A 15,375-nucleotide genomic window follows, 5' to 3' on the forward strand; every position below is an offset into this window, starting at 1 on the left:
CGCGAGCAGGCTCGCTCCCACATTCGATCTTCATCAGCTTCAAGTGTTTTGGGCAGCGCCGCCTTCCAGCTTGCGCCACAGCAACCGCACGTTGGCCTTGCGTACCAGGGCGCAGCGGTACAAACGAATCTCCAGCGGCACATGCCATTGCGGGCCGCCGCACACCACCAGTTCACCGCGGGCCAGCTCAGCGCGTACGCTCAGTTGCGGCACCCAGGCGATGCCGAGGCCTTCCAAGGCCATGCTTTTCAGGCTGTCGGCCATCGCGGTTTCGTAGATCGTGGTGAAGCGCAACTGGCGCTGGCGCAACAATCCATTCACCGAACGGCCGAGAAACGCCCCGGCGCTGTACGCCAGCAACGGCACACTCGCCTCGCCTTCCAGATCGAACAGCGGTTTGCCATCCAGATCCGCCGCGCACACCGGCAGCATCTCGGTCTGGCCCAAATGCAGCGACGGGAAGATTTCCGGGTCCATCTGCATCGCCGAATCCGGGTCGTAGAACGCCAGCATCAGATCGCAGCCACCTTCACGCAAAGCGTGCACGGCGTCGCCAACGTTGGTCGCCACCAGCCGCGTGGCGATGTTCAGCCCTTCGTTGCGCAACTGGGCGATCCAGCGCGGAAAAAAGCCCAGCGCCAGCGAGTGCGCCGCTGCGACTTGCATGACCTCGCCCTGCCCGCCTTCCAGATGATGCAGATGGCGCAGCACTTCACCGAGTTGTTCGACCACGGTGCGCGCGGTCACCAGAAACAACTGCCCCGCCGCCGTCAGTTCGACCGGCGTGCGCGAGCGATTCACCAAGGTCAGCCCCAGCGCCGCTTCGAGGCTGCGGATCCGCCGACTGAATGCCGGCTGAGTCACGAAGCGCCGTTCGGCCGCCTGCGAGAAGCTGCGGGTGGCGGCCAGGGCACTGAAGTCCTCGAGCCATTTGCTTTCCAGATTCATCACGTCCTCCCGGACACGCACCAAAACAGGTCACACGTCTGCCGCACAGGCGGCGTCACATGGGCATTATGCCGAATGTGCATAGGGCAGTGCTGAACAGCATTGGCCCAAAAATCCCCACAAGCCTAGCATTCGCAGCGTTCCGGCACAGACCGGGTCCTTATCGAGATGATTTCTATCATGTCCTCCGCTGCATCTTTCCGCACAGAAACCGACCTGCTTGGCGCCCTCGAAGTACCGGCCCATGCGTACTACGGCATCCAGACCCTGCGAGCGGTGAACAACTTCCGCCTCTCGGGCGTTCCGATTTCGCATTACCCGAAACTGGTTGTGGGCCTGGCGATGGTCAAACAGGCCGCCGCTGACGCCAACCGCGAGCTGGGTCACCTGAGCGAAGCCAAGCACGCTGCCATCAGCGAAGCCTGTGCGCGATTGATCCGTGGCGATTACCACGAAGAGTTCGTGGTCGACATGATTCAAGGTGGCGCCGGCACCTCTACCAACATGAACGCCAACGAAGTGATCGCCAACATTGCTCTGGAAGCGATGGGCCACGAGAAAGGCGAATACCAGTACCTGCACCCGAACGACGACGTGAACATGGCGCAGTCGACCAACGACGCCTACCCGACGGCGATCCGTCTGGGTTTGCTGCTGGGTCACGACGCGCTGCTGGCCAGCCTCGACAGCCTGATTCAGGCGTTCGCGGCCAAGGGCAAAGAGTTCGACCACGTCCTGAAAATGGGCCGTACCCAGCTGCAAGACGCCGTGCCGATGACCCTCGGCCAGGAATTCCGCGCGTTCGCCACCACCATGGGCGAAGACCTCGCGCGTCTGAAGACGCTGGCCCCGGAACTGCTGACCGAAGTCAACCTCGGCGGCACCGCGATCGGCACCGGCATCAACGCCGACCCGCGTTATCAGGCACTGGCTGTTCAACGTCTGGCTTTGATCAGCGGCCAACCGCTGGTACCGGCCGCCGACCTGATCGAAGCGACCTCCGACATGGGCGCCTTCGTGCTGTTCTCCGGCATGCTCAAGCGCACCGCGGTCAAGCTGTCGAAGATCTGCAACGACCTGCGTCTGCTGTCCAGCGGCCCACGCACCGGCATCAATGAAATCAACCTGCCGGCGCGTCAGCCAGGCAGCTCGATCATGCCCGGCAAGGTCAACCCGGTGATCCCGGAAGCCGTGAACCAGGTCGCGTTCCAGGTCATCGGTAACGACTTGGCGCTGACCATGGCAGCCGAAGGCGGCCAGCTGCAACTGAACGTGATGGAGCCGCTGATCGCCTTCAAGATCCTCGATTCGATCCGCCTGCTGCAACGCGCCATGGACATGCTGCGCGAGCACTGCATCGTCGGCATCACCGCCAACGAAGCGCGCTGCCGCGAACTGGTCGAGCATTCGATCGGTCTGGTCACCGCACTGAACCCGTACATCGGCTATAAAAACGCCACCCGCATCGCCCGTATCGCCCTTGAAAGCGGCCGTGGCGTACTGGAACTGGTGCGCGAAGAAGGTCTGCTCGACGAAGCCATGCTCGCCGACATCCTGCGCCCGGAAAACATGATTGCCCCGCGTCTGGTTCCGCTCAAAGCCTGAGCCGACGCGAACTTGTAGCACCGCTCACCAGGTCGAGGGACTAGACACCTCTCACCTTTTGAGGGCTTGGGGATTTTGTCCCCGAGCCCTTTTTTTTAACTGTTTATCCTGAGACCCGAACGTAGAGGACTGAACAATATGCAGGTGAGCCTTTGTGGCGAGGGGATTTATCCCCGTTGGGCTGCGAAGCGGCCCCGATACCAACAATAAAGATGTACCAGAAACACCGCGTGCAATGGTTTACGACTGCTTCGCAGCCGAACGGGGATAAATCCCCTCGCCACAAACGCCAAGTGTTTCAAAGCTTCGTTTCGTCGCTTGCACCACTACCGTGCAGACGGGCGCGCCACTGATCGGTATAGTGCCGCCCCTCTTCGCGTGAGCGGTCGTCGGTAACGAGGCCATAACCCATGCGAAACCCGAACTAATAACAAAACCCGCGATATGGATCCGGGACGAAACCTTCGCCTCACCCGTCGTGCCGCGCGCAGACCGGTGTAACACGATGTTTCTCCGATCCAGCATCTGCACCCACAAAAAACAGCGAGGATAAATCCATGCTCGAAGTCATCAACGACTTCCTCTCAGGGAAAGTACTGATCGTGCTCATTGTCGGGCTCGGTAGCTACTTCACGATTCGCTCGCGTTTCGTTCAACTGCGTCACTTCTTCCACATGTTCGCGGTGTTCCGCGACAGCCTCAAAGGCAGCGCCGGGCAACTCAGCTCGTTCCAGGCCTTGATGCTCAGCCTCGCCGGCCGCGTCGGTGCAGGCAACATCGCCGGTGTCGGCATCGCCGTGACCCTCGGTGGTCCGGGTGCGGTGTTCTGGATGTGGGTGACCGCACTGGTCGGCATGTCCAGCAGCTTCTTCGAGTGCACTTTGGCCCAGGTCTACAAGCGCGCCGATGGCGACGGCCTGTACCGCGGTGGTCCGGCCTACTACATCCAGCACGGGCTCAAGCTCAAAGGCATGGCGATAGTCTTCTCCGTTCTGCTGCTGGTCACCTACGGTTTCGCCTTCATCGGCCTGCAGTCCTACACCGTGACCCACTCGCTGCAGAACGCCTTTGACTTCAATCCACAACACACCGGTATCGTCCTCGCGGTGCTGCTGGCCATCACCTTTATCGGCGGGATCAAGCGCATCGCTTCGGTCTCCGACCTGCTGGTACCGATCAAGACCCTGGCCTATATCGGCGTGACCCTGTACGTGATCGGCACCCAGATCGAACACGTACCGGCCATGCTGGAAACCATCTTCAAGAGCGCCTTCGGCCTCGACCCGGCCTTTGCCGGTCTGCTCGGCAGCGCCATTGTCATGGGCGTGAAGCGTGGCGTGTTCGCCAACGAAGCGGGCCTGGGCAGTGCGCCGAACGTCGCCGCTGTGGCCGCCGTCAAGCATCCGGGCGCGCAGGGCGTGGTCCAGGCTTTCAGCGTGTTCCTCGACACCTTCGTGATCTGCACCTGCACCGCGCTGCTGATCCTGCTGTCGGGCTTCTACACCCCGGGCTTCGAAGGTGACGGCATCGTCCTGACCCAGAACTCGCTGGCTGCCGTGGTCGGTGACTGGGGTCGCATGTTCGTTAGCGTCGCGCTGTCGCTGTTCGTCTTCACCTGCATCCTCTACAACTACTACCTGGGCGAGAACAGCTTGCAGTTCCTCAGCCGCAACCGCGCTCTGCTGATGCTGTTCCGCGGCCTGGTGCTGGCGCTGGTGGTGTGGGGTTCGATGCAGGACCTGACGACGGTATTCGCCTTCGCCGACATCACCATGACCTGTCTGGCCTTCGTCAACCTCGTGGCCCTGGCCATGCTGTTCAAGGTCGGCCTGCGGGTGATGCGCGACTACGACGAGCAGCGTCGCGCCGGCGTCAAACAGCCAGTGTTCGATTCGAGCAAATTCGCCGACCTGGATCTGGATCGCAACGCCTGGCCGGTCAACCCGCCAGCAGCGGCGGGCCAGACTGAAACTGCGCCGCAAGGCGTACCTGCAGCGCAACGCTGACAGGTGAATGACGGGCGCATCCCCTGCGCCCGTCAGTTATTGTGATGCAATAACCTGCAGGAGCGAGCCTGCTCGCTCCTGCAAGGCCCTCATCGTTTCGGAGAATCCTATGAGCTCGTCGACCTACCCCGCCGCTCAACACGTCATGGTGCTCTACACCGGTGGCACCATCGGCATGCAGGCCAGCGCCAACGGGCTTGCCCCGGCGTCCGGTTTCGAAGCGCGGATGCGCGACTATCTGCACAGCCAGCCTGAGCTGGTAGTGCCGCAGTGGCAGTTTCGGGAAATGTCGCCGCTGATCGACAGCGCCAACATGACCCCGGCCTACTGGCAGCAACTGCGCGAAGCGGTGGTCGATGCCGTGGACGTGCAAGGCTGCGACAGCGTGCTGATCCTGCACGGCACCGACACGCTGGCGTACAGCGCGGCGGCCATGAGTTTTCAGTTGCTCGGCCTGCATGCCCGCGTGTGTTTCACCGGCTCGATGTTGCCGGCGGGCGTGACCGACAGCGATGCCTGGGAAAACCTCGGCGGCGCGCTGGTCGCCCTCGGCCAGGGCCTGGCGCCGGGCGTGCATTTGTACTTCCACGGCGAACTGCTGGCGCCGACCCGCTGCGCAAAAGTGCGCAGCTTCGGCCGCCATCCGTTCAAACGCCTGGAGCGTCAGGGCGGTGGTGTGAAGGCGCCGTCGATCCCAGTCGCGCTGAACTACAACCAGCCGAAGCAACTGGCGAAAGTGGCGGTGTTGCCGCTGTTTCCCGGGATCAGTGCCGAGGTTCTCGACGGCCTGCTCGACAGCGGCATTCAAGGTCTGGTGCTGGAATGCTACGGCAGTGGGACCGGTCCGAGCGATAACCCTGAGTTCCTCGCCAGCCTTGGCCGCGCACGGGATAACGGCGTGGTGGTGGTTGCAGTGACGCAATGCCATGAAGGTGGGGTCGAGCTGGATGTCTACGAGGCCGGCAGCCGCTTGCGAGGTGTTGGCGTGTTGTCGGGTGGCGGCATGACGCGCGAGGCGGCGTTCGGCAAATTGCATGGCTTGCTGGGGGCCGGGCTGGAAACGGCTGAAGTGCGTCGATTTATTGAGCTGGATCTCTGCGGCGAACTGAGCTGATCTGTCACAACGCAAATCCCCCTGTGGGAGCGAGCCTGCTCGCGAAAGCCATGACACATTTGGCATTCGTGTGCCTGACACACCGCTTTCGCGAGCAGGCTCGCTCCCACCAGGGTTTTTTGTACGGCATATAAATTGCTGCGTCCCAGCCACCTCCAGGCTGGAAGATCCCATGCTCCACTCCCACCTCACCACCCTCAACGCGGTCTCGCTGATCCTCAACACGTTCAAGGCCGAAGGCCTGTCGAGTGAGGCGCTGCTGGCTGGCAGCGGCATCGTGGCGGCCGATCTGCAGCGTGCCGATACGCGCATCACCACCCATCAAGAGATGCAGGTCTGCACCAACGCGGTCGCGCTCAAACGTGACATTGGCCTTGAGTTGGGTCGGCGCATGCACGTGTCCTGTTACGGCATGCTCGGTTACGCCCTGCTGACCTGTGCCACCTTCGGTGACGCTTTGCGGCTGGCGATCCGTTATCCGGCGCTGCTGGGCACGCTGTTCGAACTGAGCCTGGAAGACGATGGCGAGCAGGTCTGGTTCGTCGCCGCCGACTATCGCGAGAGCCCGGCGATGGCGGTGTTCAACGCCGAATTCTGTCTGGTGTCGCTGAAAGTCATCTGCGACGACTTGCTCGGCCATTCCCTGCCACTGCGCGCCACACGCTTCGAACATGCAGCGCCGGACTATCGCGCCAGCTACGCCGAACCCTTCGACTCGCCGCTGCACTTTTCGGCCAAGGACAACGCCTTCGCCTTCGACCGCCACTGGCTCGATCAGCCGCTGCCGCTGGCCGACGCCATCACCCATCAGGCCATGGCCGAGCGCTGCCGCAAGCAGAATCTGGAGTTCACCGGACGTCAGGCCTGGCTGGGGCGGATTCGTCAGTTGCTCAGCGCGCAACTGAATGCCGCGCCGGGACTGGAAGGTCTGGCACAGCAGATGAAGTGCTCACCGCGCACCCTGCGCCGGCATTTGAAAGACATGGGCAGCAGCTATCAGGAGCTGCTCGATGAACTGCGCTTCGAACGGGCCAAGCAGATGTTGTGTGAGGATCAGCTGCCGATCTATCGGATCGCCGAGACGCTGGGCTTCAGCGAGACCGCGAGTTTCCGGCATGCGTTTGTGCGCTGGAGCGGCGTGGCGCCGAGTCAGTTCAGACCGCATTGATGTCTGCTCCAGGCATGAGCCTGCATGAACAAGGGGCGAATTGCGGTCAGAGGTTTTGGCCATATCGATCCCCTTTTGGCCGCTCCCGACGTTCTCCGATTCAACTTGCGCCGCAACACTGAAGACCACCGAATCAGCCTTGCGGAGAACAACAAATGCTGACGATCTACTCAGACGATCACCACTTGCACCACGGCCGCTGCGAACTCATCGATGGCCAGCTCAAGCCGTGCTTCGAGATGCCGTCGCGTGCCGACCATGTGCTGCAACGCGTGCAGAAGCAAAATCTCGGGGCGGTCGAAGCGCCGAAGGATTTCGGCCTGGAGCCGATCGCGCGCATTCACAGCCGTGACTATCTGGAATTTTTCAAAGGTGCATGGCAACGCTGGACCGAGTTCAACACTGACGGCGACCTGCTGCCCTACACCTGGCCGGCGCGCACGCTGCGTGCGATCAAACCGACCAGCCTGCACGGCCAGCTCGGTTATTACAGCTTCGACGGCGGCGCGCCGATTACCGCCGGCACCTGGCAAGCGGCCTACAGCGCAGCGCAAGTGGCCCTGACCGCACAAGAAGAAATCCAGCGTGGCGCACGCGCGGCCTTCGCCCTGTGCCGTCCGCCGGGGCACCATGCCGCCAGCGACTTGATGGGCGGTTATTGCTACCTCAACAACGCCGCCATCGCCGCTCAAGCCTTTCTCGATCAGGGCAACAAGAAAGTCGCGATCCTTGACGTCGACTACCACCATGGCAACGGCACTCAGTCGATTTTCTACGAACGCAGCGACGTCCTGTTCACTTCGATCCACGGCCACCCGGAAGCGGAGTTTCCGTTCTTCCTCGGCTACGACGACGAGCGCGGCGAAGGTGCCGGTGAAGGCTTCAATTTCAACTATCCGCTGCCGGCCGGTTCCGGCTGGGATGTGTGGAGCGCGGCGCTGGATCAGGCCTGCGACGAGATCGATCGCTATGGCGCGGACATCATCGTCGTCTCCCTCGGCGTCGACACGTTCAAGGACGACCCGATCTCGCAGTTCAAACTCGACAGCCCGGATTACCTGGCCATGGGCAAGCGCATCGCCGCCCTCGGCAAGCCGACCCTGTTCGTCATGGAAGGTGGCTACGCGGTGGAAGAAATCGGCATCAACGCAGTGAACGTGCTGGAAGGTTTCGAACAATGAAAAAGCGACTGATCGCCTCGGCGCTGTGCGCGGCTCTGCTCAACGCTGGCGCCCACGCCGAAGAACGCACGCTGCGCGTCTATAACTGGTTCGACTACATCACGCCCAAGGCGCTGGACGACTTCAAGGTACAGAACAGCCAGACCAAACTGATCTACGACATCTTCGACACCAACGAAGCGCTCGAGGCCAAGCTGCTCACCGGCAACTCCGGCTATGACGTGGTGGTGCCGTCCAACGTGTTCCTCGCCAAGCAGATCGAGGCCGGGGTGTTCCAGCCGCTGGATCGCAGCAAACTGCCGAACTGGAATCACCTTGATCCGAAACTGATGAAGCTGATCGAGGCCAACGACCCGGGGAACAAGTTCGCCGTGCCATACATGTACGGCACCATCCTCATTGGTTTCAACCCGGCCAAGATCAAGGCAGCACTGGGCGACAACGCGCCCGTGAACAGTTGGGACCTGATCTTCAAAGAGGAAAACATCAGCAAGCTCAAGCAGTGCGGCGTCGCCCTGCTCGACTCGCCGTCGGAGATTCTGCCGCTGGCCCTGCAACACCTGGGTCTCGACCCCAACAGCAAGAAGCCGGCGGAATACGCCAAGGCCGAAGCGCTGCTGATGAAGATCCGCCCTTACGTGACGTACTTCCATTCCTCCAAATACATGGCCGACATCGCCAACGGTGACATCTGCGTGGCCGTCGGTTATTCCGGCAGCTTCTCGCAAGCGGCCAACCGCGCCAAGGAAGCGAAGAACGGCGTGGTGGTCGATATGCGTCTGCCGAAGGAAGGTGCGCCGATCTGGTTCGACATGCTCGCGATTCCCAAGGGCGCGAAGAACACCGAAGACGCCTACACCTTCATCAACTACCTGCTGCAACCGGCGGTGATTGCCCCGGTCAGCGATTTTGTCGGGTATCCGAACCCGAACAAGGACGCCACCGGCCTGGTCGATCCAGCCATTCGCAACAACCCGAACCTGTACCCGACCGATGCGGCAATGAGCACGCTCTACACCTTGCAGCCGCTGCCTCGGGATGCCGAACGCGCACGCACGCGGGCCTGGACGAAAATCAAATCCGGGACCTGAAACCGGCTCGTTTGCCGAAGACCCGCCGAGGCGGGTCTTTTTTTGCCTGGCAGCTTTATCTACCGCACGGGTCGCTGTCGCGCCTTTTAACTTGCCCTGCTCCGCCGCCCTCGCGGCGTCCCGACAGAGCAGGAAACCAACATGACCGCCATTCCCAAAGCCAGTGCCGTCGATATCGTGACTCAGCTGGTTACCGGCCCCTCGCTGCAAGAAGTCGCATCAAAAACGCTGCGCGAAGCCCTCAAGACGTTGTATCCGAATCTCGACATAGACCCGCGTCTGGCGATGGTCGTGCAACCCGCCTGGGCCATTGTGGAGGGTCGAGTGGTACCCGACGGGTATCAGGCTGGATCGCTGACCAACGCCCTGGTGCGGCTCGGCCTGTCCGGCACCACGGTGACGTACCTCGATGGCGAGCATTACCTGACCCTGCAACCCGGCGTGCCCGCCCCTGCGCATCTGCCGGTGAAGATCGATGCGATCGGCCTGTTGCTCAACGAACTCGCACCGCTGCTGTTCATCGCCTACAAGGAGCAGCACGTCGACTACTGGGACGAATTCACCTATCCCGGGCAACCGCGCTGGCAGCAATTGTCCGAGGCACTGCGCAACCTGTGGAACGTCGATGCCAGCGTCGGCTGGGATGCCGATGAAATCGCCATGGCCCAGGCGATTTTCAAACAGCCCGACCCGCAACAACGCCTGGCCCCCGCCCCGTACTCGGCAAAGGCATATCTGATTGATCTCGATCGGGGGAACGCCGACACGCAAAGCCACTTGACCCTGCTCGACGCCGCAGTGTTGGTCGGCAGCATCGCAGACCGTACGTTGATTCTCACCCACGCGATTACTCAGGGCTTTCAGCGTTTCGATTCACTGGAGGAACTCGGCGAGGCTCTGCTGCGGATATATGGCGCAAACGCCTCTGGCGAAGATCTCAAGTGGCGGCTGGTCGAACCCCAGGGCAATTTCTTCGACCAGCAGGCCTGCACCCTGATTTCCCTGGAAGCGGATGCCTTGGGCAAAATCAGTTTTTTTCAGGACTCCCCTGATAAACGCGTCTATCCGCATACCGGCACGGCCGGCAAACCGGCACAACCGACACCGCGCCTCGAAGCGCACTTCGAGCGTTTACAGCCGATGCTTCCGGACTGGCTGAACGACGCCTTGCCCATCGATCAGACACGTTACAGCCGGCACCTGCTGGACCTGACGACGCTGCAGCACGAGAACAACGGCAAATCCTTTCAGAACGAAATCACCAGCCTGCAGGCGTTCACTCGGGCAGCGCTGATCAAACAGATTCTCAAGGAGCAGCCCGACGCCAAAGACCTGGACATCGACAACATCGAAATCACCATCACCAGTCTCGTGGTCTGGGGCACGTTTGTGTTGCCGGGAAATACTCAGACCCAGACATGGACGCTGACCGAGCTTGCCCTGCAAAACCTCGCAGGCCTGCCCTTGGGCAACAAGACTGTGCGGTACAAGGATGGCAGCCCCGTACCCGAGTGGATGAGCGCGACTTTTCTGGAGAAGCTGGTCAGCACGGTCGACATCGGCAAGACCTACCCGGCGCATCTCAAGGCCGTACTCATAGACGACTCAGTGCAAGCGTCACGGTTGGAAAGGCTCTATACCAGTCAGCTACGCGTCGAGCTGCCATTGCTGGCGTTGCAGCACAAGATCCAGGGCAGAGCCGGCATTGACGAATCGGGTTATCGATACGTGGTTGCCGCATTGGCCACGACTGACGCAGAACGCTACGTCGATGGTGAGGAAATCGTCATTCGCCCATTGGCGTTCGTGGCCCATCGCAGCCGCTCCACCGCAGACACTGTCGACAACATGTATGTCATAGGCCCGCGCGATGCCGACAAAGGGCCGTGCGTGCTGTATCGACCGCTGTTCGACAAAGCTCTGCTGCAATATCCGGGGCCGGCCAATCTGCTTTTTGCGATCCAGCATTCGCGACATCTGCGCGACTCGGTACTGGCCTGGTTGCCGGACGATGTGCGCTTCAATTACAGCCAGTTCGTCTTCACCGCCAGGCTGCCGTCGGTGTGGACGATCCCGCAACTGATGATCAACCCGACCACAGCACTGGACATGTCAGGCGCGGTCGCGCTGGGCACTCAGGTGATCGCCAGCGATGTCCTCGCCACCCTGCACGAACGCAACGTCAAGGCGCTTGTCACTCAAGCCGACCGGCAATCGGTCTCCGATGCAGAAGCACGCTGGGCCTCGCTGAAACAGGGTGGCTGGGTGATGCTCAATGCCGCACTGCCGTTTCTGGGCCGCAGCGTAGGTACAGCGGCGTGGATCTGGCAGATCATGGATGATCTGCAGGAAATCACCGACGGCGCCAACGAGCAATCGGCGAAAGTCGCCTGGACGGCCATCGCCGATATCCTCCTGGCGCTGGGCATGGTGCTCGCCCATCGTGCGGCAATCGGTGATGCGCCATCGACGCCCGTGGCCACAACGTTCGAAGAGGACACAGCGACGAGCAAACCTGCCGCCAGAATCGTCAAAGCGCTGCGCCAGCCGGACATCACCGGCCCGCAATTGACCGAAGCCCATGGCACATCGATCGACAGCATCACGGCGTTGAAACGATCCCCGTTGGCCCTCGCCAAGCTGTTGGATACGTTCAAGCTCGCCAAGCCCAAAGGGCTTGGCGCTGCCACCAGAGAGGGTGCGCAGCGAGGCCTCTACGCCCACGCAGACAAATGGTACGCCCGCGTCGGTGAACGCTGGTTCGAAGTCGCGCGCAACGCGCATGGCGATGTGCACATCGTCGATACGCGTCAGCCCACCCGACCTGCCGGACCCAGGCTGGCCTATACCGCCAATGGCCAGTGGGTAATCGATCTGCGCTTGCGTTTGCGCGGCGGCGGACTGGAGGAAGGTCGCCAAGCCGCGCAAGGCATTAGAAACAAGGAGGTGGCCGTATTGGCCGAGCAGATTACTGCGTTCGATTTGACGATGGAGAGCAAAGGGAGCCGTCTCGATGCAGACCGCAACAGCCTGCACGATGCCCCTGCGCAGGCACGCGAGCAAGCGCTTGCGCAGTACCTTGCCACGCTCGATTCACAGCACAACGAATATGCCGCAAACATCAAGCTGATCAAGCAGCTCAACTGCAAGCAGTCGATTCCCAACTACCGCACGGTAATGCCGGAGCGGTTGGACATGCAGTTGTTTCTGGGACAGGAGTGGCTGAGTAATAACGCTTCGGATTACCAGCAGCGGGTACTGGCGGTGCAGGCGATACTCGACGACGAACTGCGCAGCGAATCGCAGGCCGCCACCTCTGCGTTCGAACAGTTGAACGATGTCACTCAAACCATTATCGAGAAAATGGAGTCGGCTGAAGCCTGCATGGAGGAGCTCACCAGGCTGGGACCGGATGGCCTTGATATAAAGCAGAAATACAACATCAGCCTGGCGCCCTACCCGCTGGATGACCTGAAGACTCTGCAGATCAGTCTCGGCCAGTACACCTGCATCAAGCCCGGCGATTCCACCGCTCATGTCGAGGCACAACAAGCGCTGGCCGGTCTGTTCGAAGATGCTGCGCTGAACGTTCAGAGTTCACGGGACCTTAGCGCCGATGAAAGCCTCAGTGATCTGCGCATACGCATCGACGCCCTGAGCCAGGTGAGCGAACAGTTTGCTTCCGTGGACAAGCGATTCGATGACCTGGCGAGTGAATATTCCGAACACATACACACGGAGCGACTCAAGCAGTTGCAGGCGCGCGTGGCCGCATTCAAGGAAAACGCCGACAATCGACTCGCCGATCTGTTGCGCTACCGGCATTTACTGGTGCCGCAAGCCGGTCCGTCGAGACCTTCCACGTCATCTTCGAATCGGCAGATCATCAAGACGCGCAACAAGGGCATCCTGGTCGGCGAACGGAAAAAAAGCCTCGACGGCAAAGACACCGATCTGGTCGAAGTCAGTACAGCACTGACGAGAGTCATCGCGACATTCAAGGAGGAGTCGCCAGGTATCTGGGTCGAACAGAATGCACGGCCGACACCGTCGCCAAAAGCCCGGCCCAACCTCAACAACAGCATCAGCGCAGGGCAGGCCTTGATCGACGGGCTGGCGGCGTTCCATCGGCGCATCGAGGCGCGCCTCAAACGCGGCTCGCGCATTCCGGTGGAAGTCGAAGAGGAATACCACAACCACGCCGCCCTGTTGCGCAAGGCCGGTGCCGCCATCGATGAAGCGTTGACGGCGAGTAACCTCACCGCTGCTCTGCATGAACCGTCCGAAACGCTCAACCACAAGCTCGACGCTGCGGCTACGACGCTGGAGGAAAAGGGCACCAGCACGCGAATCCGTCTGGTCAAGCAACAACTACCAACAGCCGCCGGGGTCGAGTGGCTCAAGGACAAGGGCGAAGTGAACATTTCGAAAACCCTGACCCGACGGCGCCTGAGGCGCCATAAGAATGACTTCCTCGACGAGTATCAGATTCGTGATGCGCATACCGACAAGGTCCTCTGCTATGCGCATTTCCATTACAGCAGCGCCGACGCGCCCGATGGCGCATTTTTGCGTGGACACATGAAGACAGTTGCCCAACACCGCTTGGGAGGCACCTCTGAAATAACCGATGTGGATAATCAGAGGCTGATCGAAATCCATCGCAGCGAAATTTCCAGTCGCAGCGCCGAAACGCTGTTCTTCACTCTCGCCAAGCCTGCCGCAGACGCGACAGCGCCGCTTTGATTGCTGGCTCTGGTACAGCAGCGAACCCCAACACCAGGCCGGCGCGCTTATCCATGGGCGTAGTCGAATCGGGGAGCCAGTAGCTGCTCAGGCCGTTGATTTCGACATCGACCTCAGCGGCCTGAGCGATCAACTGCTGCTCGCGCTCGATGTTGTCCACGGCGACGGTCAAGTGCAGCCCGGCCGGCACGGCGGGCAGTTGACCGACGCCGGCGACCGTCGGCCAGCCTTCGAGCAGGCAGTTGCGTCGGCTCAGCGCAGCCCGGCGCATGCGGCGGATATGCCGCTGGAAATGCCCGGCGGCCATGAATTCGGCCATCACCGCTTGCGTGCTGACCTCCGAGTGCCGCACATCGACGGCGCGGCGTTGCGCGAACGCCTCGACCAGCGCGGGCGGCAGCACCAGATAGCCCAGGCGCAACGCCGGAAAAGCGACCTTGCCAAACGTGCCGACGTAGAGCACACGCCCCTGACGATCAAGTGCCGCTAACGGCGCCAGCGGTGCGCCGGTGTAGCGGTACTCGCCGTCGTAATCATCCTCGACGATCCAGCCGCCGACACGCTCGGCCCAGGCGAGCAGCTCCAGACGCCGGGCCAGGCTCATCACCACGCCGGTCGGGTACTGATGAGACGGCGTCACGTAAGCCACCCGACAATCGCTGAGCTGAGCCATGGCGCTGCAATCAATGCCGTCGCTGTCTACCGCCACCCCATGCAATTTCGCCCCCGCTACAGCGAAGGCATGTCCGGCGGCGCGATAGCCCGGATTCTCGATCGCCACACCGTCCCTTGGCTCGACCAGCAGCTGTGCACAAAGGCTGATGCCCTGCTGCGCGCCACTGGTGATCACAATTTGCTCAGCCGTGCACTGCATGCCCCGCGAGCTGCGCAAATAGGCAGCAATCATGCCGCGCAGCCGCGCGTCACCGGCCGGGTCGCCGTAACACAGCTGCTGTAGATCCGGTTTACGCCAGAAAGCCGCGTTGAGCTTGGCCCAGACCTCGAACGGAAACAGATCGAAGGCCGGCACTCCCACCCGAAAAGCGCGCGGCGGACCGCTCGGTGGTCGCGGCAAATGATGCTTTTCAATGCGGGAAAATCCGTCGCTGTGGATAACTTTGCTGGATGGATTCACAGGTGAATCCAGCCAATTTGTGGATAAGGCTGTGGGTAAGGCTGTTGACAAGCCTGTGGATGAATTTGTGGATAGTTTTTTCTCAGGCGTGGATGCCTGAGCCAATTGCGCCACGTAAGTACCGTCGCCAACGCGTCCTTCGATAAAGCCCTCGGCATACAACTGATCGTAAGCGCGCACCACGCTGTTGCGGGAAATGCCCAGCGCCGAGGCCAGATCTCGGCTGGCCGGCAATCGCGTGCCACTGGCCAGACGTCCATCCAGCACCCGCAGGCGCAGAGCCTGATAGAGCTGGCGGCTCAGGCCCTGACGGCGATCAAGCTCGATACCGGCCGGATTGAAAGGCATCGACAAGGGTGGCAGATCAGGCATGGCGAATGG

9 protein-coding genes are annotated in these 15,375 nt (G+C 61.4%); 7 read left to right on the forward strand and 2 right to left on the reverse strand.

Annotated elements, in window-relative coordinates:
- Positions 1-39: 39 nt before the first annotated feature.
- A complete protein-coding gene (locus AAEZ10_RS06270) occupies positions 40-948 on the reverse strand; it encodes a LysR substrate-binding domain-containing protein (RefSeq protein ID WP_122748256.1) in 909 nt (302 codons plus the stop codon).
- 180 nt (positions 949-1,128) lie between these two features.
- Here AAEZ10_RS06270 and aspA point away from each other — a divergent pair, with 180 nt between their 5' ends.
- The 7 genes from aspA to AAEZ10_RS06305 all read left to right on the forward strand — a co-directional run bounded on the left by aspA (position 1,129) and on the right by AAEZ10_RS06305 (position 13,859).
- Complete coding sequence (gene aspA / locus AAEZ10_RS06275) at positions 1,129-2,553, forward strand: aspartate ammonia-lyase (RefSeq protein ID WP_016772472.1); 1,425 nt, start codon at positions 1,129-1,131, stop codon at positions 2,551-2,553.
- 557 nt (positions 2,554-3,110) lie between these two features.
- Positions 3,111-4,559: an alanine/glycine:cation symporter family protein gene (locus AAEZ10_RS06280; RefSeq protein ID WP_016772471.1), complete on the forward strand. Its 1,449-nt coding sequence runs from the start codon at positions 3,111-3,113 to the stop codon at positions 4,557-4,559.
- 109 nt (positions 4,560-4,668) lie between these two features.
- Positions 4,669-5,673 carry an asparaginase gene (locus tag AAEZ10_RS06285; RefSeq protein ID WP_350568444.1) on the forward strand — a complete coding sequence of 335 codons (1,005 nt, stop codon included), beginning with the start codon at positions 4,669-4,671 and terminating at the stop codon, positions 5,671-5,673.
- 172 nt (positions 5,674-5,845) lie between these two features.
- Positions 5,846-6,841, forward strand: coding sequence for an AraC family transcriptional regulator (locus AAEZ10_RS06290; RefSeq protein WP_130928398.1), 996 nt, complete (start codon positions 5,846-5,848; stop codon positions 6,839-6,841).
- Positions 6,842-6,996: 155 nt separating this feature from the next.
- Complete coding sequence (locus AAEZ10_RS06295; protein ID WP_071171382.1) at positions 6,997-8,022, forward strand: histone deacetylase family protein; 1,026 nt, start codon at positions 6,997-6,999, stop codon at positions 8,020-8,022.
- Positions 8,019-9,113: a polyamine ABC transporter substrate-binding protein gene (locus AAEZ10_RS06300; protein WP_350568448.1), complete on the forward strand. Its 1,095-nt coding sequence runs from the start codon at positions 8,019-8,021 to the stop codon at positions 9,111-9,113. The genes AAEZ10_RS06295 and AAEZ10_RS06300 overlap by 4 nt, the downstream gene beginning before the upstream one ends.
- Positions 9,114-9,254: 141 nt before the next feature.
- Positions 9,255-13,859, forward strand: a complete 4,605-nt coding sequence (locus tag AAEZ10_RS06305; protein WP_350568451.1) for a dermonecrotic toxin domain-containing protein — start codon at positions 9,255-9,257, stop codon at positions 13,857-13,859.
- Here the strand turns inward: AAEZ10_RS06305 and pdxR are convergent.
- Positions 13,816-15,366: a MocR-like pyridoxine biosynthesis transcription factor PdxR gene (gene pdxR, locus AAEZ10_RS06310; RefSeq protein ID WP_350568453.1), complete on the reverse strand. Its 1,551-nt coding sequence runs from the start codon at positions 15,364-15,366 to the stop codon at positions 13,816-13,818. The two genes, AAEZ10_RS06305 and pdxR, sit on opposite strands and share 44 nt — an antisense overlap.
- Positions 15,367-15,375 lie beyond the last annotated feature (9 nt).

Source organism: Pseudomonas sp. H26/SER47-MNA-CIBAN-0231 (genome assembly GCF_040310465.1).
Classification (GTDB): domain Bacteria; phylum Pseudomonadota; class Gammaproteobacteria; order Pseudomonadales; family Pseudomonadaceae; genus Aquipseudomonas; species Aquipseudomonas atacamensis.

Bases quoted from the DNA above. Each gene is read 5' to 3' on its own strand.
- AAEZ10_RS06295 (WP_071171382.1), top strand. From the start codon at position 6,997: ATGCTGACGATCTACTCAGACGATCACCACTTGCACCACGGCCGCTGC.
- pdxR (WP_350568453.1), bottom strand. From the start codon at position 15,366: ATGCCTGATCTGCCACCCTTGTCGATGCCTTTCAATCCGGCCGGTATC.
- AAEZ10_RS06305 (WP_350568451.1), top strand. From the start codon at position 9,255: ATGACCGCCATTCCCAAAGCCAGTGCCGTCGATATCGTGACTCAGCTG.
- AAEZ10_RS06280 (WP_016772471.1), top strand. From the start codon at position 3,111: ATGCTCGAAGTCATCAACGACTTCCTCTCAGGGAAAGTACTGATCGTG.
- aspA (WP_016772472.1), top strand. From the start codon at position 1,129: ATGTCCTCCGCTGCATCTTTCCGCACAGAAACCGACCTGCTTGGCGCC.
- AAEZ10_RS06300 (WP_350568448.1), top strand. From the start codon at position 8,019: ATGAAAAAGCGACTGATCGCCTCGGCGCTGTGCGCGGCTCTGCTCAAC.
- AAEZ10_RS06285 (WP_350568444.1), top strand. From the start codon at position 4,669: ATGAGCTCGTCGACCTACCCCGCCGCTCAACACGTCATGGTGCTCTAC.
- AAEZ10_RS06270 (WP_122748256.1), bottom strand. From the start codon at position 948: ATGAATCTGGAAAGCAAATGGCTCGAGGACTTCAGTGCCCTGGCCGCC.
- AAEZ10_RS06290 (WP_130928398.1), top strand. From the start codon at position 5,846: ATGCTCCACTCCCACCTCACCACCCTCAACGCGGTCTCGCTGATCCTC.